This is a genomic window from Pantoea sp. X-Soil-YNGN-785, from assembly GCF_059730585.1.
In genome coordinates, this window is record NZ_AP035942.1 from 563,465 (window position 1) to 590,041 (window position 26,577).

The window sequence follows — 26,577 nt, forward strand, 5'->3', positions numbered from 1 at the left end:
ATAGTTAAGTTAGCTTATAAACGGATAAGTTGGTGAGATGATAAGGTCCGCGTCAATAACCTCACCCACTCAATCCATCCTGGCAAAACTATTCCGTGGTGAACTCACTGCCCTGTGGCGTGTAGAAAACCTGGAATTGATTAGCGGAGAAAACAGTGCCGCCGCGTTGCTGGAAAAAATAAAAAGCCGAACGGGCAGCCAGTGCAGGTAAAAAAGCCTGGCGTAAAAAATTCTGATTCTTATTTAATGCACATCTTACAGGTGCGGATCTTATTATTTCCTATCAGATAAACCTTAATTTTTATATTCAAATGATTTTATAAATAGCTTATTAAGGGCTGTTTTAAACTGGACTTTTCTTCTCTTTCCTGATGATATATACAGGTATTTAGCGCGGTGCGGATGTGCTGCAACACATCCGCACCGCTAATCACAATCACTATTTACGGAGAATAGTAATCATGACTGACGCCCATTCTATTGCACAACTGTCTGAACCAGAAGTCTCGCCGGGAAATAACCGTCAATTAACGGTTGGCTACGCGAGTCGCTATCCGGACTATAGCCGGATTCCCGCCATCACCATGAAAGGACAATGGCTGGAAGCTGCCGGTTTTGCCACTGGCACAGCAGTAGATGTAAAGGTAATGGAAGGCTGTATTGTGCTTACCGCCCGGCAGGAGAGCGAACTGATGCAGTCGCTGCGCCAGGTATGCAAGCTGTCGGCGCGGAAACAAAAGCAGGTGCAGGAGTTTATTCAGGTGATATCCGGTAAACAGAAAGTCGTCTGAATGCAAAGCCGCTTCCGATATCGCATCGGGAGCGGTTAATTATCAGGACGCGATAACCTCCACCAACACATTCGTTGCCGGGCTTTCTTCACTGTCGGCCATATTTCCTTCCTTAAGGCCAGCGCCATATTACCTGCCTGAAAAAATTCATCACTGGTTTAGAAATTATTCCGCTGTGATACAAAGTTAACGCGTCAGTAGCAAGTTTCTTAATCGAAGTGAACATTCCTTGTCTGATCATCCTCAAAGATTATCGTCAACTTATGCATGATGATGTGGAAGATTAGCTGGGGCACAGACCACCTTCCGTTTGAAGGATCAGTAGGCGTTACGGCGGTGTTTACCTTAATCATGGAGCCGCGTGTCGCAAAAAATCATGAGATATCGTAATTTTTTGTATCCCTGGCCATTTGTCCCAACAACTGATGACCTTGCTCTGATACGCGATAACGTGGTCTCGATGAGCTTTCGTTATGAACAGCATCGACCATCCCTTCATTCATCAGGTTGGTTACTATGTTCGCGACATTGCTAAACCCTGGAATATCCCTTGTAGCAAGAGTGCGATCCAGTATCATCCATGTCCAGTCTATGTCTTTTTCTGCCATGACTTTCAATACATTAAATTCTGTATTCGTTATTTTCATTTCAGTGCATCCGGGTGGAATAAATCACCGTCTTTGAGTTTAAAATCTTCCAGTGTTGCCGTATGGGCATTGTTCCACATATCATAACCTGCAACACCGTCTGGTTCACCTGCTTCCCATCCCAGGTTACAGTAACGCTGATATTCCCGACATTCATGAGTGTAGTAGTTTAAATCCACTTGCTCAGGGGGCATTTCTCCTTTTGCGATGTTTTTCAGCCTGCCTACCATTACGTCATTTGCCGGGTCGTGGTCAAAACGAGATATATGTTTCTCAACGGTTGCGATCCCTTCATGAGTTATATTAACGCCATCCGTTGTCAGGTTTTCAATCGGCCCACCAGCTTTTTCAGGATCAAACTCTCTTCCAGAGGCAGCGCCTCTGGCCCCAAAATGCTCAAGCTCCTCTATTTCAGGAAAACGCATTCTTCCCATTGTCAGCCCGGCGGTAAGAGATGCACCTGCAATCAGCAGACCTTTGTTATCCACTACCTGATTGTAACCTGCTGGCGCATCCCCGCCGAGTTGCTCTGCTGTCTTCCTGAATCCATCTATGTTGCCGTTATAAACGCCTCCCGCGGCCAAAAGCCTGCCCGCTGATTTGCTGTTGATGGTTTTTGCTGCTTGAGCGTGTTGCACGGGCGCTGACGGGTGAACGTAGTACAACGGGCGTTTTTGTTGCTTTGATATGAGATAGCTCAGGTGGGAGTTAAGGAACAAGGGCAGATCATTTCGGAGGTTGCCGGAGGAGGTCAGCACACCCATTAAGGCATTGCCGCTCATGTTTTTTTTCAGCAGAACAACCTTTCCGGATTTGATGTCGTCCAGTGTGTCACGGTATGACATCCAGGGGCGTTGCCAGTGAAACTGGTGATACCGGCTGACAAAATAGCTGTAGCCCTGAGGTAAATTCCACTCCTGGATGTTCCGGTTTGGCAGGGTGGTATCCGCTAGATCTCGTGCCGCATAGTCCGGGTGGATTATGTGAGGAATGTCCTCGAGGTATATATTTTCCAGTGACTTTGCCTGATAGTGATGAAGCATAATGTCCCTTTAGCGCCATCGTCGCGCATCGATTTTAAGCTAATCGATGTTGAACAAAATTTAAGCCTACCCTTTGGCCTAAGAAAGGGGAAGTGTTGGATGATCGCTAAGCGACACAAAATTGATTTCATCGCTATCCGGCAAGCATTACTCTCTACTGCACAAGTGAAATTACGTAATGGACTAATGTCTTTTGGAACAATTGAGGTGGTTATAAATGGCAGCAAAACGTGTACCGGTGGGGTTTAGAATCCTGGTCGCATTATCCTTGTTTGTGTTTACTTTTCTTATTGCAAGGCCGTCAGATCCCTCGACAGAAGGAGAGCGGCAGTTCTGGACAGCGTTAGCAAAGCTATTTAATCAACGTGATATCGAGGGTTTTGTAGGCACCTCGTTAATAGTCATCTGTACAGTGGTAACGCTCATCGGTTATCAGATTATAATCAGAGCGATAGAGAAGAAAATTAATAATAAATAAATTTATAACGAGTAAAGTAGTTTATGTCCCCTCGCTTTATCAGAAAATTGTAACAGGGAAAGGTCGTTAATCATGAAGAACAAAATGATGCTAGGTGTCGTATTTCTCTTAACGGGATGCCCTGGACCTGGGGACCGAATGATGGAGCGCGAATCTACAACGGCATTTATCAAAGACAAGCAAGTTTGTGTGGTTTCGCCACTGGAGCCACAAGAAAGGATTACTGCCATTCAAATCAACAGCGATAAAAGCAACTCCTTTCACAAGGTTTTTGATGACAAACCTGTTTATGTTCCAAAAGGTGAGTGCCTTCCTGTGTTCGGATTTAAGTTTACAACGGGAGAGCGTTACTATTTCGCCTATGATATTCAATCTGATAAATCAATGTCGCATTTAGTCACTGCTGACTTTTCTTATCCAAAAGAATAGGGGCATAATGGCCTTTTGATTCTCATAAACGCACGCATGTCATCAGGCAAGGCTTAACGACTTCACATCTGCGATAGTTAAGGTCGTTACCAATGATGGGACATCACTCTCATTCATAGGGACGAAGCAATGAAAAACCTGTTTAAGTGGTTCGCACTTATAGCTGTCACCATGCTTGTTTGTGGCGGCTTGTTTGTCTGGTTTGTTGAATCGGGCTCTGATGAGGCGACTGTTTATAAAGAAAATGATTTCTTTAACTACCATATGCTGACAGACCCGGATATTGAAAATGCCCCGCGTATAACGGACAACTACTACTTCGAATCGCATCCTGGTGACGGTTATTCCCCTTCAAATAGCATCGTATTTAAAGGAGCTTCCGATACTGCATCGCTGCGCACTTATCTCGAAAAGCTGGGATACGAGAAGCAAAAGCGTAGTCTGGGTGAGAAGGAGATATGGGCAAAGCCTGATCAGCTGGATGGGGATCTGTTTTATCTGTACGTTAACCCTACTACCCGTGAGATTGAGCTGACTAAGATTCTGAATAAATGAGGTTCCCTGGCTACAATTATGAAAAACATTAACATAGCCGGACTGGATAGTCTTATTGCCATCTACTTTGGACAAGACTATGACCTGTTCGGGAGTGGTGAAAGTGTAGATGCTCAAATAAACGCATGGATTGCAGATTCCACCGCTGCTTCCCGACATGGCTTGATTGGTGACATTGAGCAGTTTATGAGAGAGTGTGACAACCTGGAGGAGGACTTCAAAAACCGCTATGGCGCGGAATTTTCTACAGACTTATGGGAAACTACGCCTGCAGAATTCCTGAATCTTTTGAGGCAAAAGGTTAGTGCATCTCTCTCTTAAGGCTAAATGCTGATTTGCCATTCGGATAAACGCTCCCCCAATATGAACCCTTGCTGATGAGGTTGTACCTGCATTGAGTCGCCTGACCGGACGCAATCCACTGAACGGGAAATGGTTGTGGCGATGCCGATCTCTGCCGCTGGGCATCGCGCTGCTGCTCACAGGATGTGCCCGCTCTGACGCGCTGTGGACGGTTACGCATGATCTCTGCATGAATAACTATCACTATCGTCGTGATCCGGCACCCTGCCAGCAAATCTATCTGCCGCAGGACAAAACCCAGGGCTACAGCATCATCCAGAATCCTCGACATAAGCTGCACTTTATTCTGGTGCCGACGGTGGCGATGTCCGGCATTGAGAGCATTGCGTTGTCGCGCCCCGGACGTCCCGATTATTTCGGCTACGCCTGGTTAATGCGTTATCGTCTGATGGCGGCCTATGGTGCTGAAGTGCCTGAGGATCGTCTCGGCATGGCGCTGAATTCCGCTTATGGCCGCAGCCAGAATCAACTACATATTCATCTGACCTGCCTGCGGGAGGATGTGTATCGCCAGCTTCAGGCCCAGCGCCCCTTTATTCATAATGACTGGCGGCCCTTGCCTGACCGTTTGCTGAATCACACCTACTATGCCCGTCGCGTTTTGCAGCCGACGGCGATGGATATCTATCCTGTTTCCTCCGTGGCGCGCCATTTCCATCTGTCGCCGCCGCAGCTGGCAGAGTCTGGGGTGGCGCTTATCCCGACGACTTTCTCGGGAGAAAAAGGGTTTATCCTGCTAACCACCCGGCGCGGCTGGGATAAGGGTAACCGGGCGTCTGTTGAGTCGCTACTGGATAAACGCTGCGCTATTCTTTCAGCGCCGCCAGCTGACGTTTCAGCCGCGGAGTAACTAAACCTCATCCCCCGGAATCCTCTTCCGACCCAGCCACTCTGGTGTAATCAAACCCTCTGATAGCACGAACCTGCTGACGAAGACGATCGCCCGAGCATCGGTTCCGTAAACAATGAATCAGGTTCGTATCTGCCGGTATAGTAAGGTCTTGTAGTGGTTTGTCAGACCCGTCAATAGGTGACTTTAAGGGCAAAACCAACCTCAGGATGCTGCCCATAAAATGCGATCCGATGTTTTTATAAACAAACGCATGCTAAACTTAATAGAAGTTATTAACTGTTATTAATCGAGGTGTTCCCTATGGGTTCTCTTACAAAACAGACCATTAGCGCACAGATACCTGCCGAGCTGGCTAATGCTATAGAAAATCTGGCTGTTGAGCTGGATCGTTCTAAAAGCTGGATCATCAAGGAAGCGTTGACCACTATGCTGGCTGAAAGGGAACGGCGACATCAGAGCATTCAGGCTGGTCTTGCCGATGTGGATGCCGGGCGTGTCGTGAGTCACTCGGACATGGTTGAATTGGGTAATCGTTTAAAGAAAACCTGATAAATGGAAATTTACTGGACGCTTAAAGCTCAGGATGACCTGGAACGCATCTACCGTTTTGCTCTTCAGTACAGCCGCCAGCATGCTAATGATGTCTTAGACCGTCTGATAACCGGCAGTGCTGGCCTCAAGGCGCACCCAGCAATCGGCATTAAGCAGGTTCGATATGAACCTCGGGAAGTTCGAAAGGTGATACTGGATGACTACGAGATTCACTACGAACTCCGTGATAACGCCATCTATATTGTGGATTTCTGGCATACAAAAGAAGAGCGATGAGCACGTTGATAGCTGTTGCCGACTCGCCTGAAACGTATTTTAAAGCTCATCTATTAAATCCAAAAAAGACACCGTTCCATCAGTGCCTTTCCCAATCTCAACTCGCAGCCCATCGACCACCAAAACCCCTTACCGATACAGCGCCGCTTTCCCCACCGAACTAAACAACGCCATCTTTGCCGCGACCACTTCACTCGCCGCCTGCATCGGTTTAACAAACAGAGCATTAGGCTCGTGTCCGCCCTGTTTCAGCTCCTGTTCCAGCGCCACGAAGAACGCTTTCTTCATGTCGCTGGAAATATTGATTTTACCCACGCCGTAACGGATCGACTCCGCGACCTCACTGTCTTTATTTCCCGAACCGCCATGCAACACCAGCGGGATATCCACCACCTTACGGATCTGCTGCAGGCGCTCGATATCCAGCTTCGGTTGCTTCCCTTTGGGGTAGAGGCCATGCGAGGTGCCGATAGCGACGGCCAGCGTGTCGGTGCCGGTCTCGCGCACAAAAGTCTCGGCCTGCTGTGGATCGGTATAGAGAATCTCGTTACTGCCGCCTTCGCCGCTGCCTTCTGCCACACCGATGGTGCCCAGCTCCGCTTCCACAGAGACATTAATCGTGTGCGCTATCTCGACAATCTTCTTCGTCAGTGCAATGTTCTGCTCAAAAGGGTGAGATGAGGCGTCAATCATCACCGAGGTAAAACCGGCGTAGATCGCCTTCATCACCTCTTCCAGAGAGCGGCCATGGTCCAGATGGATCACCACCGGCACACGCGCCTGAATCGCCAGCGTCCGCAGATAGCCGATAAATTCCGGGCCGGTAAACGCCATCTCTTCGGGATGAATCTCCAGAATCAGCGGGGAATCCAGTCGCTCGGCTGTCTCAACCGCCACGCGGCCAAACTCCGCACTGGCGATGTTAAACGCGCCCACACCAAACTGATGACGCTGGGCAACGCTGAGCAGATCTTTCATGTTGTAAAGCATAGGTTTTATCCTTGTTTTGCAGGAACGGAGATATCTTTTTTCAGGAACAACAGGATGAGCGCCGTCAGTAAACTGCCTGCGGCAATCGCAAACAGATAACCCATGACATTGCTGATCACGTTGGGAATGAAGATGACGAAAATGCCGCCGTGCGGCGCGCGGGAAGCACAGCCCAGCATCATTGACAGGGCGCCCGCTAAACCGGAACCCGCCACAATGGCCGGGATGACGCGCAGCGGATCGGCGACCGCAAAAGGGATAGCGCCTTCGGTAATAAATGACAGGCCGAGGATGTAGGTGACCTTGCCGGTCTCGCGCTCCTGCTCGGTAAACTTGCGGCGGAAGAGGGTGGTCGCCAGCGCGATGCCCAGCGGCGGTACCATGCCCGCCGCCATACAGGCCGCAATCGGTCCATAAATGCCGCTCGACATCAGGCCAATCGCAAACATGCAGACGGTTTTATTCAGCGGGCCGCCCATATCAAAGGCCACCATCATGCCGAACAGCAGGCCGAAGATGGCTGCGTTGGTGTTACCCAGTGAACTGAGGAAGGCGGTCAGCCAGCCGAGCAGCATTTTGATGGGCTCACCAATCAGCAGCACCATCAGTGCGCCGGTCAGCAGCACGCTCAGCAGCGGCACGATTAAAATAGGTTTTAACCCGGCGACCGCTTTGGGCAGATGAATATGGTTGGTGATGAGTAGCGTGATATATCCGGCCAGAAAGCCGGCAATCAGCGCACCGAGGAAGCCGGAGCCGGTGTGGATCGCCATCATCCCGCCCACCGCGCCCGCCACGATGCCCGCTTTGCCGCTGATAGACTGGCTGATCCCCAGTGCAAGAATCGGCAGCATCAGGGCAAAGGCCGAACCGCCCCCGATGTCCGAAAGCATCTTCGCTATCGGGCTGAAATTAGCGTCCCCTGGTGTGGCCGCCGTAATCCCGAATGAAAAGCTCAGGGCGATCAGAATACCGCCAGCCACTACAAACGGGATCATCAGGTTCACACCGGTGATCAGGTGCACATAAAACTCTGAGATCCAGGAACGGGAACCTGACGCCTCGCGCGCGCTGTTAGCCGGTTCAGACGTATTGTTCTGAGGGGCGGAATCGACCAGCCTGGGCGCCAATTCTCCGTTCACAATGGCGCTGAGTAATCCTTCAGCGTCTTTCGCGGCACGGGTGACGGGGACCTCGATCACGTTTTTGTGCTGGAAGCGCGCCATCTCAACTTTCTTATCTGCGGCGATTAACACCACGTCGGCCTGATGAATATCGTCGTCGCTGAAAATATATTCGCTCTCAATCGCGCCCTGGGTTTCAACTAATACATTCAGGCCCAGTTTTTTAGCCGCTTTTTTTAAATTACTTTCGGCAAGGTAGGTGTGGGCGACACCTGTAGGACAGGCGGTAATGGCAATGATGTTCATAAACGTTCTCCAGTGAAAATTTTATATTTATGTTTTTCGGTCTGAAGGGATGGCTACAACCTGGAATACCTCCTTAATCTTTTATTTCATAAATAGCTTCGGTTTATTCAGGCCCCCGATCGGGATAGCAGTAAATGAAACATCTCTTCGCGGTGTTCCACATTCAGTAATTGTTCGACCACATCTTCATCACCTAGCGCGATGGATATTCTGGCGAGCATTTTGATATGTCCGACATCTTTATCAGACTCTTTCACTGCGAAAAGAATAACCAGCCGGACTTTGGTGCCGTCAATAGTCTCCCAGGGAATATCCTGGCGTAAACGCCCGACGGCAATCCGGGTTTTGGCCACGGCAGCAGATTTGCCATGCGGAATAGCAATGTGATTTTCAAAACCTGTTGAGCCTAATTCCTCACGCAGATACACATCGTTCAGAAACGCAGCTTTATCAGTGACCGCGCCGCTCTGGCAGAGCAGGTCAGTCAGCTGAGAAATAATCTGTTCTTTTGTCTGGCAGTCGACATCGAGAATAATACATTCTTCTTTCAGGACTTCATTAATAGCTACAGCTGTCGTCATGTTGCTTCTCCATTATTAATTAATCGAATTCGATACCAGACACTCCGTTACTCTTGCGATATCTTTCGCTGAAAACAGGGCCGAGACATAGACCACCGGTTTTTCCAGCGGCTCCAGCCGGATGGTGGAGATCACCACGTCACACTCATGTCGTTTCAGGGAATCCGCGATGTTTTTCCCTGGCACGATGTCGATAATCTTCCAGTCGGGAAAGGCGCGGATAATCCGCCCGTAAAGCAGCTGTGAGGTGCCCAAACCGCTGGAGCAGACCAGCAATACCCGCTTGACCTTGATGCTGTTTTCGATGGCGGCCTGAATATGCACGGTCAGGTACGCCACCTCATCGTCACTGATCTCATCCAGGCTGTACTCCTCCGTCAGCTGGCTGATGACCGCTTTGACGGCGGCGAAGACCGTTCCCAGCTCGGTCCGGATATCATGCAGTAGCGGATTTTTAATCCGGATGTGATATCGGAGGCGGTTCAGCATCGGCTTGATATGCGAGGACAGCGAAGCCTGCAGTTTCTGGTCAGTGGTGATTTCGATGTTGATGCGCTGCGCTACGCGGGCAATCAGCGCCTCAGCAAAGCGGGTTTCACGTTCGGATATCAGCGAGTCATCATGCTGTGGCATCTCGCCGCCCGCCTTACCGGAGGAGACCAGATACTGATAGATAGAGTGAGACTCTTCAGCTACCAGTACCGTGTTGTAAGCGGTTTCGATGCGTTCTATCACTGCCAGCGAAACCTGCCAGGCGTGATGGTCGCTGACCCGGCTCATGGTCACCGCGCGGGCATCGGTCCTGTGCATCGGCGAATGACTCCGATGGATCAGCACCAGAATATGAGTAAATAAATTGATGTAGTAAGGATCGCTAATCGTATATTGCAGTTGCTGTTCAATAAAATTAATTAATTGCAGGGTAAAGTGGACAGCCTGCTGACCAAATTTCTCTGAAAGCTCCTGCAACGTGCTTTCATCCAGGCGGCTTTCCATCATGTCCTGACGGTTATAAATGGATTTTAATACCAGCGCTTTCATCGCCATGCGAATATTCTGGTCACTGCCTTTTATGCTGGTGCCGACCCGACTTTTTAATAAGGTTAAATCAAACTGATGTAACCAGGCTTCTAATGTTTTTAAATCATTTACTATCGAAGCCCGGCTGATAAAATATTTGTCTGCCAGTTCACTGATCGATGAACTTCTGGGTGACAGCATTAACAGGTCTGACGCTATTTTCAGCATCCTGAAGTTGCTGCTGAAATCATCCGCTTCTGTTGAGAAAATCCGGCGTGCGGCTATTTCTGACTGTGCGTCAGCAAATTTAATTGTGATGCCTCTCCCACTTTTACCGCTGAGGTTGATTCCCTGGTCAGAGAGTTTTTCATTAATATCAGCGATGTCGCGGCGTAAGGTTCGGGTGGTGATGGCTGTTTTTTCTGAAATAGTGTGCAGGCTCACATAACTGTTATGAGAAATAAGCTGTCGCATAATCGTCAGTTGCCGCTCAGTCAGCGCCTTCATCATCATCAGGGTCCGCTTAATCAGTTATTCACCTTGTCAGTTATCATCTAAGCAAAGGGACTATGCCATGTAAATATTAAAACATGGCCACAACCCGACGGTCAGGCTGACCACCTGAAAGTGAATTTTCGAAATATTTTGAGAGGAGGTTAAAGAATATCAGAACAGGGAAGTGGAAGATGAGTGGGTGCCTGATGGGCAGGGCATGAAATCCGGTGTTAGCTGCCCCACCAGCAGGGGCAGCAAATCTTATGTTTACCTCTCCCGCAGCGCTTCTTTCGCCCGGTTCAGCGGTTTCATCAGATACTCCATGATGGTTTTACTGCCGGTATGGATCTCACCCATTGCGATCATCCCCGGATAAACCGGAAACTTTTTGCCCTTTTTATTCACCAGATAATCCTTATCAGTGCGGATGTAGACGCGATAATAGTACTGGTCGCGATGCACTTCATCCTGAATGGTGTCGGGTGAAATAGAAGCCACTTTGCCCTCCAGACCGCCATAGATGTTGTAGTCATACGCGGTCAGCTTCACCACTGCACGCTGGCCGGGCGTGATAAAGGCGACATCGCGCGGGGCGATCTGCGCTTCAATCATCAACTGCTCATCCAGCGGCACAATCTCCATCAGATTGCCGCGCTGCGGGATCACGCCGCCAACGGTGTTCACCTCGATATCTTTAACGATCCCTCTGACCGGCGTGACAACGACTGTGCGCTTCAGTGAGTCCGCTCGCCCGATGATAATGGAGCGTTGAGATGCCGCTTCGGCGTTGGCTTTTGCCAGCTCTTCACGGGCCTGCACGATATAGTTATTTTCCGCGTCGTTGAGCTTACTTTGCAGGTCGTTAGCCTGACGTTTCAGGCGTAGTACTTCCACGTTACTTGCCGCGCCTTTTGCCACCAGTGATGAGGTCAGCTGCAGCTCGCGGTTAATCAGACTCAGCGCTTCGGTCAGGCCGCTGATGGTTTTGCTGTAGTTCTCACGACGCGAGTGATAAAGCGCCGTCTCAGCAGCCACCAGTGGCGGATCCGCTAATACCTCAGGCGGAAATATCAGCAGCGTGCCTGCGGTCTCAGCCTGCAAGCGGGCCGCCGTCGCCAGCGCAGCACGTAAACGCGACGTGCTCTCCTGCACACCCGAGTCAATCTGGGTGGGATCCAGCAATGCCAGCACCTGACCCGCCTCAACCACATCGCCTTCGTGAACCTTCAGCTCTTTCAGGATCCCGCCCTCCAGTGACTGGATGATCTGCTCGTGTGAACTGGGTACGACTTTGCCGACACCGACGGTGACTTCATCCAGTTCGAAGTTCGAAGCCCAGATAAAGAACAACAGCAGCATGATCAGCACTGACATAATAATCAGACCGCCGGAAGAGACGCGCTGACGGGAACGCTGATGCTTCTTTTTACGGAATAAGGAGAAAATCATGCCTGTGCTCCCTGCGGTTTAACATTGACTTTGCCCTGATGAGGCGCGGCACTGGCTTCGGGCCGGGTAACCAGCATCTCTGCTTTTGAGCCATCCCGCGCGATCCTGCCTTTATCGATCAGCATGATGCGGTCAACCAGCTGCAATACCGCCGGCCGGTGAGTGGCGATAATTAATGTGCGGTTGCCCATCCACGTCATCAGTCGTTCAATCAGATGTTTTTCAGCAGCATCATCCAGCCAGGCGGTAGGTTCATCCAGCAACAACACGCTGGGCTGGCGGAGCAGGGTGCGCGCGAGCAGCAGCTGCTGACGCTGCCCGCCAGATAAGCCTTTGCCGCCTTCCTGTAACAGATAATCCATGCCTTCCGGCAGGCGCTGAATAAAGTCGAGGGCGCCGCTGATCTCCAGGGCCTGAAGCATCTCCTCTTCCGTCGCCAGTGGCATGCCCAGGCGTAAGTTCTCGCGGATCGTGCCGTAGAACAGGGATGCGTTCTGGGTCAGCAGCCCGACGTCACGCCTTACATCCAGCGGGTCAATGGAGGAAAGCCGCACGCCATCCAGCAGCAGGGCACCTTCGCCCGGCTGCAACAGACCTGCCATCAGTTGCAACAGCGTTGATTTACCGGATCCGTTACGCCCCAACAGCGCCACTTTCTCACCCGCTTTAATGGTCAGCTTTTTCACCGTCAGCACCGGTTCAGGGGAGTTCGGGTCGTAGCGATAGATGACGTCAGAGAGAGCATATTCGCCGTTAATGCGCGGGCGATGAATGCGGATGCTGCGTTCTGGCTGATCGACCTCGCTATTAAGCAGGTTCTCCAGTCCTTCACGCGCCACTTTGGCCTGCTGCCAGCGGCCAAATATCATCGCCAGCTGGCCCAGCGGTGCCATCATGCGTGATGCCAGCATCGAGCAGCCAATTAACACGCCGGTAGAGAGGTCACCGCTCATGGCAAAAAAGGCACCCACCAGCACCACGCTGACATAGGCAACGGTCTGGACTTCACTGGTCCAGCTCATCAGCAGGCCGCTGACAAAACGCTGCTTCTGTGAAGATTTACTGATCACCTCATTCAGGTGATTCCACTGGTTCTGAAAGTAGGGCTCTGCGCGCAGCAGCTTGATGTCATCCATGCCCTGTACGGTCTCAACCAGCATAGCGCTGCGCACTGCGGACTCGCGCATGGTCGCTTTGGAGAGCTTCGCCAGCGAACCCTGCGCCAGCAGGCCCGGAATAACAATCAGCGGAATCGCCGCCAGCGGAACCAGTACCAGCCATCCACCCAGTAACCAGAGGATAAACAGAAAGATGATTAAAAAAGGCAGATCGGCAATTGCTGAAATGGTGGTCGAGGTAATCAGCTCACGGATCTGTTCCAGCTCGCGGATCTGAGCAATAAACGATCCGGTCGATTTGGGACGCTGATCGTTACGGATCCGCAACGCGTGACCAAAGACGCGATCGGAGATGCGCAGATCCGCGCTTTTACCGGCTGCATCAGAGATATGCGTGCGGATAATGCGCATCACAAACACGCAGGTCAGGGCGATCATGACGCCGCCAAACAGTACCCAGAGAGAGGGAACGGACTGGGAAGGGATCACCCGGTCATACACCTGCATGGTGAAGAGCATCGCTGAGAGGCCCAGCACGTTGGAGATCAACGACGCAAACATGACGTTTACATAGGCTGGCCACTCACGAAGAATGGTCTGCCACAGCCAGTCAGCACGATGCGGCTTAATATAGTCATCCACCCGCGCATCCGGCACGGAAGACTCCGGCTTCGCCAGCAGTACGCGCTGTGCATGCTGCGACAGATCTTCAATACTCAGCGTGGTCTGCAGCTGTTTTTCACCGCTCAGCATCACGCTGACCTGGTCATCCTCATCCACCGTGGTGATGACGCCGACGCCGCGAGGACCGAAATCGACGATCAACGGCATGCGCCACGGATCGAGCTGATCCGGGTCAAACGCGTCAAAAATCACCAGCAGGCCGAGCTGGCGCGCCATATTTTCAATCAGGGCATCCTGTGAAAGGTGCTGCATGTGCCATTCCGCTTCGCCTTTCACCCGTTCAGGTGAACCATCAAGGCGGTAATGTTTCGCCACCAGCAGCAGCGCGTCGAGCCAGGGGGTGTAAGCCTTTTTAGCCTCAGGCTGTGCTGATGCATTTTCGCTGTCAGATATCGTGTTCATTATCATCTTCTCTTAATTGCTGACAGAATTACGGCGCAATGCGCAGTCCCTGAATGACCTTATTATTTAAATCAAACGCTTCGCGTGCCATACCGGTTACTACCAGATAATTAACGGATGAGGCCCACAGGTCGCAGCGGGCATTAATTAAATCCTGCTGAGCACGGCTTATTTCCTGTTCGGCGTTAAGTAAGTCGAGTACGTTTCGGTTACCCAGTGATAAATATTGCTCACGATAAAGGGAGCGCGTCTCCATAATCGTTTTCATACGACGCGTCAGCAGGCTGATATTTTTTTGTAATCCCGTTACGCTCTGGAAATAATTCCGTTGCTGATCGCTGATCTCCAGTTTTTTACTGGCTATAGTGGTTCTGGCCGCTTCCAGTGCGCGGGCACTGGCACTTTCCTGCGCCACTAATGCACCACCCTGATAAAGCGTGCTGTTAACAGACAGATAAACGTTCTGGTACTGGCTATGGCGCTGATAATCCGCAATATCGCCGATATATTTATTAGTATTGGCTTCAAGCGATAAAGTGGGATAGCGCTGCGCTTTGTAATTACGTAACTCGGCCAGTGCCACGGCGGCATCGGCCTGGGCAACTAAAATAGTCGGGTTACGGTTTAAATCAATCCGGGCATTCTGACGCTCAATCAGCGGCAGCAGCGAGATCGGCGCGGATATTTTCTTTTCGGCAACCGGCTGTCCCAGCAAGGATTGCAGATGGTATTTCTGCTGCTGGAGTTTGATTTCCAGATCCAGTTGCTCTGCCTGGGCCGCTTCAACACGCGCCTGCGCCTGAACCGGATCCACCCGTGTGCTGGCTCCGGCATCGGCACGCATTTGCGTCAGCGCCAGGATATCCCGCAGGGCTTTCACCTCTTTCCTAGAGTTATCAAGCAGCTGCGTCGAGCGATAAACTTCATTCAGCGCCAGTGCGGTTTGTTCGATAATGGTGTCGATCTGCATCAGAACAGTGGCCTGCTGGCGCAGATATTTCGCGCTGGCCTGATCGACCGCGCTGCCGGTTTTACCAAAGTCGTAAAGCATCTGAGAGAGGCCGACGGTGGCGATATGGCCGCTGCCTTCATCCTGCTGTCGACCGGTTGTGATGCCCGCTTTTATAGAGGGCAGATAGCCCGCTTTTGCAGCATCAATGGTGAACCCTGATGACTCCAGCGTCGCAATGCTGCTGCTGATGGAGGGATGATGATTCACCGCCAGCTGGATAGCCGCCTGCCAGTCAGCCGGAAAGCTTTCAGCCCCGTTCGACGCCGCAGGCTGCATTTCAATTTCTGCCGGATTAATTTGTAATTTGTCTGCCAGCGCAGAGCCGCCTGCAGGTAAGGTTCCGGGATCCGGCGTTTTAGAAAATACGCCCCAGAAACCTGCCGGTGCTTCATTAATGGCTGGCTCGCTGCCTGAGAAAAGTTTTTTATCGGCAGCAAAAGAATATTGGGTAATAAGAATGCAGTGCAAAATGATAATAATTTTTTTCATGATGTTTAGATAATTAAATATATCTCCGTCATAAAAGGTGGCTTAAAGCGCGGGGAAGTAGCAGGCTGGTATAAATAACCCAGCCTGCTTTTAATGCGGATATTAATTATCCGATGGTGATATCGTCTTCAATATATAACTGTACCACGGAGCCATCGGCTGCAGAACTGGTGTAATGGTTATAGTTAACCCCATTTGCCACTATTCCGTCTGCCTGCTCCCAGTTACCATTCAGCGTCACCGTGTCGCCATTTTCCCCTCTGACATATAACGTATTATCGTTATCAGTGACCTTCAGCAGACTTTCTGCACTTACGACCAGATTGTCTTTTCCGGCATCCGTCATCAGGTCGATGGTTTCGATATTGTTGACCCTGGCCGAGATATCACTGAGGTTCAGTGTTCCTGTGCCATGCCAGGCCAGCGTATCGTTACCCTCTGCACCGTTGATAGAGGTGAAATCGGTGTCATAGACTTCGAAAACATCTCCACCGCGGGTACCGGTGAAGGTGATCTCGCCGCCCGCACTGCCATCAACATCAACGCCCAGGTTAAAGCTCAGAGAAGCATTGCTGCCGTCTGACAGGGCATAGGTGAAGGTGTCAGTGTTGCCGCTGTGCGCATACGCATCATCCACCACGTAGCTGTAGTGACCCGCTTCATCGATAACCAGCGTGCCGTAGGCACCTTTGACGCTCACCGCATCGTCAGTGATCGCGGTGGTTTCACCGTTCTGGCTCACCGATACCACGGTCAGATCGGCGGAGGCATCCTGGATAGAACCGGCAAGATGCTCTGTCACTTCGTTGAATTGCAGACCCTGCTGAACATAGAGTTTGATTGCCGTGCCATCCAGCGCCGTGCTGGTGTAGAGGGTGTAGGTGATGTTATTCAGCGTTTCCACGCCGTTAACAGCCCACACGCCCTGCAGTGAAAGGGAGTCATTGCTGCCACCCCTGACATACAGCACATTGCTGGCATCCGTGATTTTCTCAATATCATCGGCACCAATCAGCAGCGCCGTTGCCTGGGCGTTATCCTGCAGATCGATGATTTCGATATTGTTCACTTTGTCCGCAATCTCACTGACATTCAGCTCGCCTGTGCCATTCCAGACCAGCGTATCCTGACCCGACTTCCCGTCCACCGAGGTGAACTGAGTGTCGTGAACGGTGAAGCTGTCATCGCCAACGGTACCGGCAAAGATCAGCGCGCCACCTTCAGAGCCATCCACGGAGACACCCAGCGTGATCACCAGATTTTTGGTGCTTCCATCCGCCAGAACATAGGTGAATGAATCTTCACTGCCGGTCAGTTTGATCACCGAGTCGCTATTCAGTGTGTAGCTATAGCTGCCATCGTTCTTAATCGTCAGCGTGCCGTAAGTACCCGCGATAGTAGTTCCCGCAGCGGCAACCAACGTATAGCTTGCGGCACCGGTCACAATACCCGCCGTTATCGACGTCACTACCAGCGAACTGTCACTGGTGCTGTCGCTGGTAAAGACCGAACCATTGACGCTGGAACTGGTGCTGACTTTATAGTCGGTGGTGCTGACGATGTTCACTGCCACTTTCACGGTGAGCGCGTCATAGCTGGTAGACCACAGGAAGCCAGGATGTCCGGACTGCGTGCTGTCGACCACGATGCGGTAGGTTCCCGCATTCTGACCCGCCAGCGAAACATTCAGCGGACTACCGCTGGTGATCGCCTGTGTGCCGGTGGTCACGTTGTCCCAGCGCAGCGTCTGCTCGTTGTAAACCTGCAACGACCAGTTCACCGAAACAGTATTGCTGGCATTGATCGACGCCCCGGTCACGCTGACGTTAATCTCCTGCAGATCGCTGATGCTGTTAACCGTGAAGCTCTCACTGGTAAAGCTGCTGGTTGCGGTGTTCATCGTGGTGCTCTGTGCCACGCTGTCGCTGAGCAGGGCAACATCGCCCGTTACGTCGGCCGCATTGTTTTCAGACGCGGTTTCGGTGCTGCTCAGTTTCATGTCGCGATCAACATAGAGATTCACCGTCTGACCATCAGCGGTGGTACCAACGTAATGGACGTAATCCACATTGTTGACCACTTCACTGCCTGACAGCGTCCAGCTACCAGAGAGCGTCAGTGTGTCTGTGATGGCACCTTTAACAAACAGCGTGTTATCAGCATCGGTGATGTCCGCCACGTTTTGCGCGGTGACCACCAGATTATTCACTGCGCTGTCATTCACCAGCTCGATCTCTTCGATGTTACTGATTTTCGACTGCAGATCGCTGAGTGTGAGTGTGCCCGTACCGCTCCACACCAGCGTATCCAGACCTTCACCACCATCAATGTGGGTAAAGCTGGTATCGCTCACGTTAAAGATATCGTCGCTTGCCGTACCGGTTACATCCTGCGCAGCGGTAACGGTATATTCCGTCCCATTCTGGCTATCCGTATAGGTGGCTGAAGAGAGATTAACCCCCTGCTGCACGTAGATATCGACCAGGGTACCGGCAGCAGTGGTGCTGGTGTAGTGCGTGTAAGTGATGCTGTCGACAATCACCGTACCACTGTTGATCCAGGTGCCTTCCAGCGTCACGCTGTCGCCAGCGATTCCCTTGATATAGAGAGCATTACTTTCGCTGGTGACATCTTCCACGCTCTGCGCATCCAGTACCAGGTTGTCACTGCTGGTGGTTGAGGTCAGCATGATTGATTCGATATTGCTGACTTTCGCCGCGACGTCGCTCAAGACCAGCTGGCCATTGCCATGCCATGCCAGCGTATCGTCGCCAGCCGCGCCATCTACTGAGGAGAAGCTGGTGTCATACACATCAAACACATCATTGACTTCAGTGCCGTGGAACACCAGCGCACCGCCATTGCTGCCGTTGACTTCAACACCCAGATGGATCGTAACCGTGGCATTAACCACTTCACCATTGGCCCCTTTCAGCGCATAGGTGAAGACGTCTTCAGAGCCGGCTGGCAGTGTAGTCGTGGCAGGGGTGTAGGTATAAGCACCGTTGTTATAGATCACCAGGGTGCCATACTGACCCGCTATGGAGACGCCACTTTCGGTGACCCAGGTATAACTGTCATCGACCGTTACATCGTTGGTGCTGTCACCGGCCTTGGCATACATCCGTGTATAGATAGAGCTGAGCTTATCAACTGCACCGTCTGTGCCTTCGTCGGTCAGCACGTTGCCGGTTGCGACCTCATTCGCGGTGATAACGTACTCGGTGGGGCTGACTGTCTGAACTGACATATCCAGTTTCACCACGTTTGTTGCGCCAGTTGTTGAAATCGCCACGCGGTAGGTCCCCTCACCCAGGCCGTCCAGCAGCGACGACATCTCCAGGTTCTGGATAACTTCTTCATTGTGCTGTCCGGCTGCTACGACGGCAGTCTGCGTTTTCACCGTGGTCCATGTGCCATCACTATTCTGCATTTGCACGGCATAAGTGATGTTCAATGGTGAGTCAAAGTTGTTGCCGAATAATCCCCACTCGGTGGTTAACGTCAGCGAACCGGTAACCAGGTCGTCACTCCCTGCAAGGGTAAAGGTCGAACTGTAGTTCTCGGTCCCGCCTGCGACCAGCTTAACGTCGGTATTCGTCGCGCTGGATGACTCGTAAGTCACCGTAACGCTGGCATTCGCCTCGTTGCTGGAAGCGATATCCGTCACGGCTGTTGCAGAAGGATCGGTAGCATCCCAGCTCAGATCCAGCGCTTCGTTTGTTGTACCAATCTGTACGTGAATCTGAGCTGATGAGCTCAGTCCCGTCGCAGAGTCAGTAATGGTATAGGTAAACGAATCCACCTTACCGATGCTATCCATGGATGAGATCGGGGTATAGACATAGCTGCCATCAGCGTTGATGACCAGCGTGCCATACTGACCGACCAGCGTGGCGGTTTTGGTGGTAGCATCCAGCGTGACAGAGGTCACGGTGCCATCACTGTTGGTCACGCTCGCCGCGCTCACAGAGGTGTAGGCACTGTGCGGAATACCATCTGCACCATAAACGCTGTCGACGTCTGTTATCACATTGCCGGTTGCGGTGGTGTAGTCGGTCGGTGTGCCCTGTTCCGCCAGCGTATAGACGGTTTTAGAGGCGTCCAGATTAAAGCTTACGCCGACGTTAATACCGCTGGTGGTGTAAACCAGCTGATACTGGCCGGCAGTCAGCCCGGTTAGCGTGATGGTGGACGTCGATGCGCCCAGTCCAAACATGCCAAACAGGTTTCCGCTGTTCTCTTCAGACACGGTGACCCAGGTGCTGGTTGACGAGTCATACTTCTGCAACACCAGTGTCGAGTTACTGGCGACGTTAATGAAGGCAGAAGAAGTCGCGGTTACATCAAGATCGATAATGGTGCCGTCTGCGACCACAATCGGATCACTGACGATCTTATTGTTGAACGCGATTAACCCGCCGTCCTGCAGGATGGTTCCCAGATCCTCACTGACATCAACCGGATAGGTGAAGCCTACCGCGGCACCTGAGCTGACATTGTCGGAGGCCGTCAGCGTAATGGCCTGCACATTCAGATCCAGCGTGCCGGATGGATCGCTGCTGTTGCCTGCCGCGTCTGTGACAGTAAAGGTCACTTCATGGCTGCCATCATACAATCCGTCAGTGGCGGTAAAAGTCCAGCTGCCATCTTCGGCGACGGTGGTTTCACCGACAACCTGGCCTTTGTCGTACATTGTGACAGTGGTACCCGGCTCAAGATCGCTGCCGCTGAAGGTGAGTTTGCTGTCGCTCTGGATTTCGGCTGTATCGATAGTTGCACCCACTTCATCCGTGATCACTACCGTAGTAATGTCCACGCCTTCAGGTGCCACAGAGTCCACCACATAGCTGACAGCGTCTGATTTACCGCTGCTGTTACCTGCCGCATCGACTGTTTCAAACGTAAAGCTGTGATCACCATCAGTCAGCGCTTCAGACGGCGTGAATGACCAGCTGCCGTCATCTGCAACCTGCGCTTCACCCAATACCGTATCGTTATCGCGAACGATAACGGTGGTGCCTGCTTCCAGTCCTGAGGCACTGAAGGTCGGCGTGGTGTCACTGATCGCGCTGCCAGCAGCTAACGCATTACCAGCATCATCAGAGACGACCACTGCGGCCAGATCAATGATCTCTGGCGCAACGGTGTCGACCACGACGTTAACAGTGTCTGTACGGGTGTTTCCTTCCGCATCTGTTACGGTCACGATTAATGCATGGTTACCGTCAGCCAGCGCTGTATCAGGCGTAAAGCTCCAGCTTCCGTCCTCAGCAACCACGACACTGCCCAGCACGGTTTCACCATCGGCGATGGTGACTGTTACGCCTGGCGTCTGATCCTGGCCGCTAAAGGTCGGTGTGCTGTCGTTAATGGCTTCACCATTCACGATCACATTGCCATCATCATCAGTCACCACAACACCGGTGTTGATACCTTTAGTTGCGGAGATTGACAGGTCCAGCGCTTCAGATACGCCACTGCTGTTACCGACTGCATCGGTGACTTCGAATGTGAACTGATGTTCACCATCGTCAAGCGAGGTTGAAGGCGTAAAGGACCAGCTGCCATCTTCGCTGACCGTGGTTTCACCCAATACGGTTTCACCATCGCGAATAATCACGGTCGCGCCCGGCTCCAGCGCTGTACCACTGAAGGTTGGCGTATTATCTGCTGTGATACCGGCTGCGGTGATGGTGGCACCGTCGTTATCGACCATCGTGACCGTAGAGATATCAACCCCTTCCGGCGGTGTGGTATCGACAGTGACGTTGAAGACGCCGCTGGCACTGACGCCCTGTGGATCGGTAACGGTGACCTCGATGGCATGCGCACCGTCAATCAATCCAGCGGTTGGTGTGAAGGTCCAGTTGCCATTTGCGCCTACAGTCACAGTAGTCAGCGTGGTATCGCCGTCTGCGATGACAATCGTGGTTCCAGGTTCAAAGTTTTTACCATTGAACGTTGGCGTACTGTCACTGATGGTGTCGCCATCCAGAATAGCGGTACCGTTATCATCAACGATTTCCATAGACGGCGCGGTTTGCACCACGACATTAATGGTGTCATTGACATGATTACCGCTGGCATCTGTACCGTCGACAACCAGGGTATGCTCGCCGTCGGCCAGCGCGGTATCCGGTGTAAAGGTCCAGTTACCGTCAGCGTCGACAGTGGCGGTGCCGAGTTCGGCGTCACCATCCGAGACGGTCACGGTGGATCCCGGCTGCATGCCGCCGCCGCTGAGGGTCGGCGTGCTGTCACTGGTGGTTGCGCCGTCGGCTATCGGATTGCCGGCGTCGTCGGTCAGGCCCGGTACGGTGGCGCTGGTGTCGACGGTCACGTTCACGATGTCGTTCATGACATTACCGTTAGCGTCGGTACCGTCAACGACCAGGGCGTGCTCGCCGTCAGCCAGCGGTGCGTCCGGCGTGAAGGTCCAGTTGCCGTCCGCATGGACGGTAGCGGTGCCGATTTCAGCGTCGCCGTCCGAGACGGTCACGGTGGAACCCGGCTGCATGCCGCCGCCGCTGAGGGTCGGGGTGCTGTCGCTGGTAATGCTGCCGTCGGCGACCGGATTACCGGCGTCGTCGGTCAGGCCCGGTACGGTGGCGCTGGTGTCAACGGTGATATTCACGGTGTCGTTTACCGCATTACCGTTCGCATCGGTGCCGTCGATCACAAGCGCGTGTTCTCCGTCGGCCAGTGCGCTATCCGGCGTAAAGGTCCAGTTGCCGTCCTCGCCCACGGTGGCGGTGCCGAGCTCGGTGTCGCCGTCGGAGACGGTCACGGTGGAGCCCGGCTCCATGCCGCCGCCGCTGAGGGTCGGGGTGCTGTCGCTGGTGGTCGCACCGTCAGCGACCGGATTACCGGCGTCGTCGGTCATGCCCGGTACGGTGGCGCTGGTGTCAACGGTGACGTTCACGGTGTCGTTCACCGCGTTGCCGCTGGCGTCGGTGCCGTCGATGACCAGGGCGTGCTCGCCGTCGTCCAGCGGGGTTTCAGGCGTGAAGGTCCAGCTGCCGTCCTCGCCCACGGTGGCGGTGCCGAGTTCGCTGTCGCCGTCGGAGACGGTCACGGTGGAGCCGGGCTGCATGCCGCCGCCGTTAATGGTCGGGGTGCTGTCGCTGGTGGTCGCACCGTCGGCGACCGGGTTGCCGGCGTCGTCGGTCAGGCCCGGCGCGGTGGCGCTGGTGTCGATGATGACCTCTACAGAATTGCTGACGTTGTTGCCGTTGGCATCGATACCACCAGTGATAAGCGTGTGTTCGCCATCGTCCAGCGCAGTATCTGGCGTAAACGTCCAGTTGCCGTCGGCGTCCACGGTAGCTTCGCCGATTGGCGTGCTGCCGTCGGTAATGACCACGGTGGAGCCGGGCTGCATGCCGCCGCCGTTAATGGTCGGGGTGCTGTCGCTGGTGCTGCTGCCGTCGGCGACCGGGTTACCGGCGTCGTCGGTCATGCCCGGGACGGTGGCGCTGGTGTCAACGGTGATATTCACGGTGTCGTTCACCGCATTACCGTTCGCGTCGGTGCCGTCGATGACGAGGGCGTGCTCGCCGTCGTCCAGCGGGGCGTCCGGCGTGAAGGTCCAGCTGCCGTCGGCGTCCACGGTGGCGGTGCCAAGGTCGGTGTCGCCGTCGGAGATCACCACGGTAGAACCGGGCTGCATGCCGCCGCCGCTGAGGGTCGGCGTGCTGTCGCTGGTGCTGCTGCCGTCAGCGATCGGATTACCGGCGTCGTCGGTCAGGCCCGGCGCGGTGGCGCTGGTGTCGACGGTCACGCTCACGGTGTCGTTTACCGCGTTACCGTTCGCGTCGGTACCGTCAACGACCAGGGCGTGCTCGCCGTCGGCCAGCGCGGTATCCGGTGTAAAGGTCCAGCTGCCGTCCGCGTCCACGGTGGCGGTGCCGAGCTCGGTGTCTCCGTCGGAGACGGTTACGGTGGAGCCGGGCTCCATGCCGCCGCCGCCAATCGTTGGCGTGCTGTCGCTGGTGCTGCTGCCATCGGCCACTGCGTTACCGGCGTCATCGGTCAGGCCCGGCGCGGTGGCGCTGGTGTCAACGGTGATATTCACGGTGTCGTTCACCGCGTTACCGTTCGCATCGGTGCCGTCGATCACGAGCGCGTGCTCGCCGTCGTCCAGCGGGGCATCCGGCGTAAAGGTCCAGCTGCCGTCCTCGCCCACGGTGGCGGTGCCGAGTTCGCTGTCGCCGTCAGAGACGGTCACGGTTGAGCCCGGCTGCATGCCGCCGCCGCTGATCGTCGGGGTGCTGTCGCTGGTGGTCGCACCGTCGGCGACCGGGTTACCGGCGTCGTCGGTCAGGCCCGGCGCGGTGGCGCTGGTGTCGACGGTGACGTTCACGGTGTCGTTCACCGCGTTGCCGTTCGCGTCGGTGCCGTCAATGACCAGAGCATGCTCGCCGTCGTCCAGCGGCGCATCGGGCGTGAAGGTCCAGTTGCCGTCCGCGTCGACGGTGGCGGTGCCGAGCTCGGTGTCGCCGTCGGAGACGGTCACGGTGGAGCCGGGCTGCATGCCGCCGCCGCTGATCGTCGGCGTGCTGTCACTGGTGGTGCTGCCGTCAGCCACCGGATTACCGGCGTCGTCGGTCAGGCCCGGCGCGGTGGCGCTGGTGTCGACGTTCACGTTCACGGTGTCGTTCACCGCGTTACCGTTCGCGTCGGTGCCGTCGATCACGAGCGCGTGCTCGCCGTCGTCCAGCGGGGTTTCAGGCGTAAAGGTCCAGCTGCCGTCGGCGTCCACGGTGGCGGTGCCGATTTCAGCGTCGCCGTCGGAGATCACCACGGTAGAGCCCGGCTGCATGCCGCCCCCGCCAATCGTTGGCGTGCTGTCGCTGGTGGTCGCGCCGTCAGCCACCGGATTACCGGCGTCGTCGGTCAGGCCCGGCACGGTTTCGCTGGTGTCGATGATGACGTCGACGGTGCTGCTGCTGGCGTTGCCGTTTGCATCGGTGCCGTCAACGACCAGCGCGTGCTCGCCGTCGGCCAGCGGTGCGTCCGGCGTAAAGGTCCAGCTGCCGTCCTCGCCGACGGTGGCGGTGCCGAGTTCGCTGTTGCCGTCGGAGATCACCACGGTGGAGCCGGGCTGCATGCCATCACCGCCAATCGTTGGTGTGCTGTCGCTGGTGGTGCTGCCGTCGGCGACCGGATTACCGGTGTCGTCGGTCATGCCCGGGACGGTCTCGCTGGTGTCGACAGTGACGTCGACGGTGCTGCTGCTGGCGTTGCCGTTTGCGTCGGTGCCGTCGATGACGAGGGCGTGCTCGCCGTCGTCCAGCGGCGCGTCCGGCGTGAAGGTCCAGCTGCCGTCCGCATCGACGGTGGCGGTGCCGAGTTCGCTGTTGCCGTCGGAGATCACCACGGTAGAGCCGGGCTGCATGCCGCCGCCGTTAATGGTAGGGGTGCTGTCGCTGGTGCTTGCGCCGTCGGCGACCGGGTTACCGGCATCGTCGGTCAGGCCCGGCACGGTGGCGCTGGTGTCGACGGTCACGTTCACGGTGTCGTTCACCGCGTTGCCGTTCGCGTCGGTGCCGTCAACGACCAGGGCGTGCTCGCCGTCAGCAAGCGGGGCGTCAGGTGTGAAGGTCCAGTTGCCGTCCGCGTCCACGGTGGCGGTGCCGATTTCAGCATCGCCGTCAGAGACGGTCACGGTAGAGCCGGGCTGCATGCCGCCGCCGCCAATCGTTGGCGTGCTGTCGCTGGTGGTGCTGCCGTCGGCGACCGGGTTACCGGCGTCGTCGGTCATGCCGGGCACGGTTTCGCTGGTATCGATGATGACGTCGACGGTGCTGCTGCTGGCGTTGCCGTTTGCATCGGTGCCGTCAACGACCAGCGCGTGCTCGCCGTCGGCCAGCGGTGCATCCGGTGTGAAGGTCCAGTTGCCGTCCGCGTCAACGGTGGCGGTGCCGAGGTCGGTGTCGCCGTCGGAGACGGTCACGGTGGAGCCGGGCTGCATGCCGCTGCCTCCGATGGTCGGCGTGCTGTCGCTAGTGGCAGATCCGTCCGCCACCGGGTTACCGGCGTCGTCGACGAGAGAGGGCGTTGTGGCAGGAATAACGCTGGCAGCACTATTGTCTTCACCGGTTGCTGCAGAGTTATCTTCATTCGCTGCTACAGAGTTGTTATTTCTTGAACCCCCACTGCCACCAGAGTTTGACGCTGCAGCCACACCAATCAATGCAGCAAGACCACCTAAAACACCTCCCGCTACATAGACATTGTCCGCTATAAGAGGATCCGTCGAGGTCGAAACAAGTTCATATACGCTATTCGTCGCATCATAGTCATACGCGTAGATTACACCGTCCGAACCAGAGGCTGTCATGACCGGCATTTCTTCTGCGCTGATGTTTTGCAGGATGATGTCATACTGCTCACCCGTGACATCATCCACCAGCTTGAATTTCATCTGGCCATTCGCTTTTGACGCAATGATCTTCTGGGGAGGCCGTCCATCAACACTGTGAACTTCATAGGACGCAGCCTGTGGCATGGACTCCAATGCCAGCGACTTTCCAGGTTGTAAAGCATGTGTAGCAATAACATTGCCCTGCGTGTCTTTAATAATTAATTGTATTTTCATTTTTCACCAATAGTGTTGAAATGAATCTGGCGATTAAAAAACAGCCAGACACTGCTGTGTTATGTTCATAAAAAATTTAAAACAGTGAGTTAACCTCCAGATGGCAGTAAGTCATGACCCGATAACGCGGTGTAATAAAAATGAATAAAAATATATTTTTTATCTTAACGCTTAATAATCAGTGTTATTTGACACTCTGTTTAATAATGCTGATCGGTCTTTTCTAAGCTCTGCTATAGGGTTGGTTGTTTATTGCCATAGCAAGGCTTTAACCTGTTTCATGACCAGGCACTTATCTGAGTGGATAGATAAGTGTT

At 54.0% G+C, this 26,577-nt stretch carries 18 protein-coding genes and 1 pseudogene; 9 read left to right on the forward strand and 10 right to left on the reverse strand.

The genetic code is table 11. From position 1 onward, the window contains the following. Positions 1-55: 55 nt before the first annotated feature. Both AC6I8E_RS02505 and symE read left to right on the forward strand, forming a co-directional pair. Positions 56-236, forward strand: a pseudogene (locus AC6I8E_RS02505) (restriction endonuclease subunit S); the annotation flags it as partial. 225 nt (positions 237-461) lie between these two features. Beyond that, a complete protein-coding gene (gene symE / locus AC6I8E_RS02510) occupies positions 462-791 on the forward strand; it encodes an endoribonuclease SymE (RefSeq protein ID WP_497824386.1) in 330 nt (109 codons plus the stop codon). A gap of 374 nt (positions 792-1,165) precedes the next feature. Here the strand turns inward: symE and AC6I8E_RS02515 are convergent, their stop codons facing one another. Both AC6I8E_RS02515 and AC6I8E_RS02520 read right to left on the reverse strand, forming a co-directional pair. Next, positions 1,166-1,438 (reverse strand): hypothetical protein, encoded by a 273-nt coding sequence (locus AC6I8E_RS02515; RefSeq protein ID WP_041457172.1) that lies wholly within the window; start codon positions 1,436-1,438, stop codon positions 1,166-1,168. Further along, complete coding sequence (locus tag AC6I8E_RS02520; RefSeq protein WP_497824387.1) at positions 1,435-2,481, reverse strand: hypothetical protein; 1,047 nt, start codon at positions 2,479-2,481, stop codon at positions 1,435-1,437. Before AC6I8E_RS02520 ends, AC6I8E_RS02515 begins: the two co-directional genes overlap by 4 nt. 217 nt (positions 2,482-2,698) lie before the next feature. On the opposite strand from AC6I8E_RS02520, the gene AC6I8E_RS02525 reads away from it, so the two are divergent. The 7 genes from AC6I8E_RS02525 (at position 2,699) to AC6I8E_RS02555 (ending at position 5,987) form a co-directional block, all read left to right on the forward strand. Then, positions 2,699-2,959 (forward strand): hypothetical protein, encoded by a 261-nt coding sequence (locus AC6I8E_RS02525; RefSeq protein ID WP_497824388.1) that lies wholly within the window; start codon positions 2,699-2,701, stop codon positions 2,957-2,959. A gap of 72 nt (positions 2,960-3,031) precedes the next feature. Continuing rightward, a complete protein-coding gene (locus tag AC6I8E_RS02530) occupies positions 3,032-3,388 on the forward strand; it encodes a putative T6SS immunity periplasmic lipoprotein (RefSeq protein ID WP_497824389.1) in 357 nt (118 codons plus the stop codon). 129 nt (positions 3,389-3,517) lie between these two features. Then, positions 3,518-3,943, forward strand: a complete 426-nt coding sequence (locus tag AC6I8E_RS02535; RefSeq protein ID WP_497824390.1) for a hypothetical protein — start codon at positions 3,518-3,520, stop codon at positions 3,941-3,943. 18 nt (positions 3,944-3,961) lie between these two features. Further along, positions 3,962-4,264, forward strand: coding sequence for a contact-dependent growth inhibition system immunity protein (locus tag AC6I8E_RS02540; protein WP_497824391.1), 303 nt, complete (start codon positions 3,962-3,964; stop codon positions 4,262-4,264). A gap of 73 nt (positions 4,265-4,337) precedes the next feature. Then, a complete protein-coding gene (locus AC6I8E_RS02545) occupies positions 4,338-5,156 on the forward strand; it encodes a CDP-diacylglycerol diphosphatase (protein WP_497824392.1) in 819 nt (272 codons plus the stop codon). Positions 5,157-5,459: 303 nt separating this feature from the next. Continuing rightward, entirely contained in the window at positions 5,460-5,708 is a 249-nt protein-coding gene (locus AC6I8E_RS02550) for a CopG family ribbon-helix-helix protein (protein ID WP_497824393.1), read from the forward strand. A gap of 3 nt (positions 5,709-5,711) precedes the next feature. After that, a complete protein-coding gene (locus AC6I8E_RS02555) occupies positions 5,712-5,987 on the forward strand; it encodes a type II toxin-antitoxin system RelE/ParE family toxin (protein ID WP_110331313.1) in 276 nt (91 codons plus the stop codon). Between the two features lie 129 nt (positions 5,988-6,116). Here AC6I8E_RS02555 and AC6I8E_RS02560 read toward each other — a convergent pair whose 3' ends face one another. From AC6I8E_RS02560 to AC6I8E_RS02595, 8 genes are all read right to left on the reverse strand, one after another. Beyond that, positions 6,117-6,977, reverse strand: a complete 861-nt coding sequence (locus AC6I8E_RS02560; protein WP_497824394.1) for a ketose-bisphosphate aldolase — start codon at positions 6,975-6,977, stop codon at positions 6,117-6,119. 5 nt (positions 6,978-6,982) lie between these two features. Further along, complete coding sequence (locus AC6I8E_RS02565; RefSeq protein ID WP_497824395.1) at positions 6,983-8,407, reverse strand: PTS fructose transporter subunit IIC; 1,425 nt, start codon at positions 8,405-8,407, stop codon at positions 6,983-6,985. A 107-nt stretch (positions 8,408-8,514) separates the two neighbouring features. Further along, positions 8,515-8,988: a PTS sugar transporter subunit IIA gene (locus tag AC6I8E_RS02570; protein WP_013359990.1), complete on the reverse strand. Its 474-nt coding sequence runs from the start codon at positions 8,986-8,988 to the stop codon at positions 8,515-8,517. Positions 8,989-9,003: 15 nt separating this feature from the next. After that, positions 9,004-10,521 (reverse strand): BglG family transcription antiterminator, encoded by a 1,518-nt coding sequence (locus AC6I8E_RS02575; RefSeq protein ID WP_312216328.1) that lies wholly within the window; start codon positions 10,519-10,521, stop codon positions 9,004-9,006. A 249-nt stretch (positions 10,522-10,770) separates the two neighbouring features. Continuing rightward, the gene (locus tag AC6I8E_RS02580) at positions 10,771-11,952 is read right to left on the reverse strand and encodes a beta-barrel domain-containing protein (protein WP_095706258.1); all 1,182 of its coding nucleotides are present in this window, start codon (positions 11,950-11,952) and stop codon (positions 10,771-10,773) included. Beyond that, positions 11,949-14,156: a type I secretion system permease/ATPase gene (locus AC6I8E_RS02585; RefSeq protein WP_497824396.1), complete on the reverse strand. Its 2,208-nt coding sequence runs from the start codon at positions 14,154-14,156 to the stop codon at positions 11,949-11,951. The genes AC6I8E_RS02580 and AC6I8E_RS02585 overlap by 4 nt, the downstream gene beginning before the upstream one ends. 28 nt (positions 14,157-14,184) lie before the next feature. After that, complete coding sequence (locus AC6I8E_RS02590; RefSeq protein ID WP_370426005.1) at positions 14,185-15,657, reverse strand: TolC family outer membrane protein; 1,473 nt, start codon at positions 15,655-15,657, stop codon at positions 14,185-14,187. A 106-nt stretch (positions 15,658-15,763) separates the two neighbouring features. Further along, the gene (locus tag AC6I8E_RS02595) at positions 15,764-26,260 is read right to left on the reverse strand and encodes a beta strand repeat-containing protein (protein ID WP_497824397.1); all 10,497 of its coding nucleotides are present in this window, start codon (positions 26,258-26,260) and stop codon (positions 15,764-15,766) included. Between the last annotated feature and the right edge of the window lie 317 nt (positions 26,261-26,577).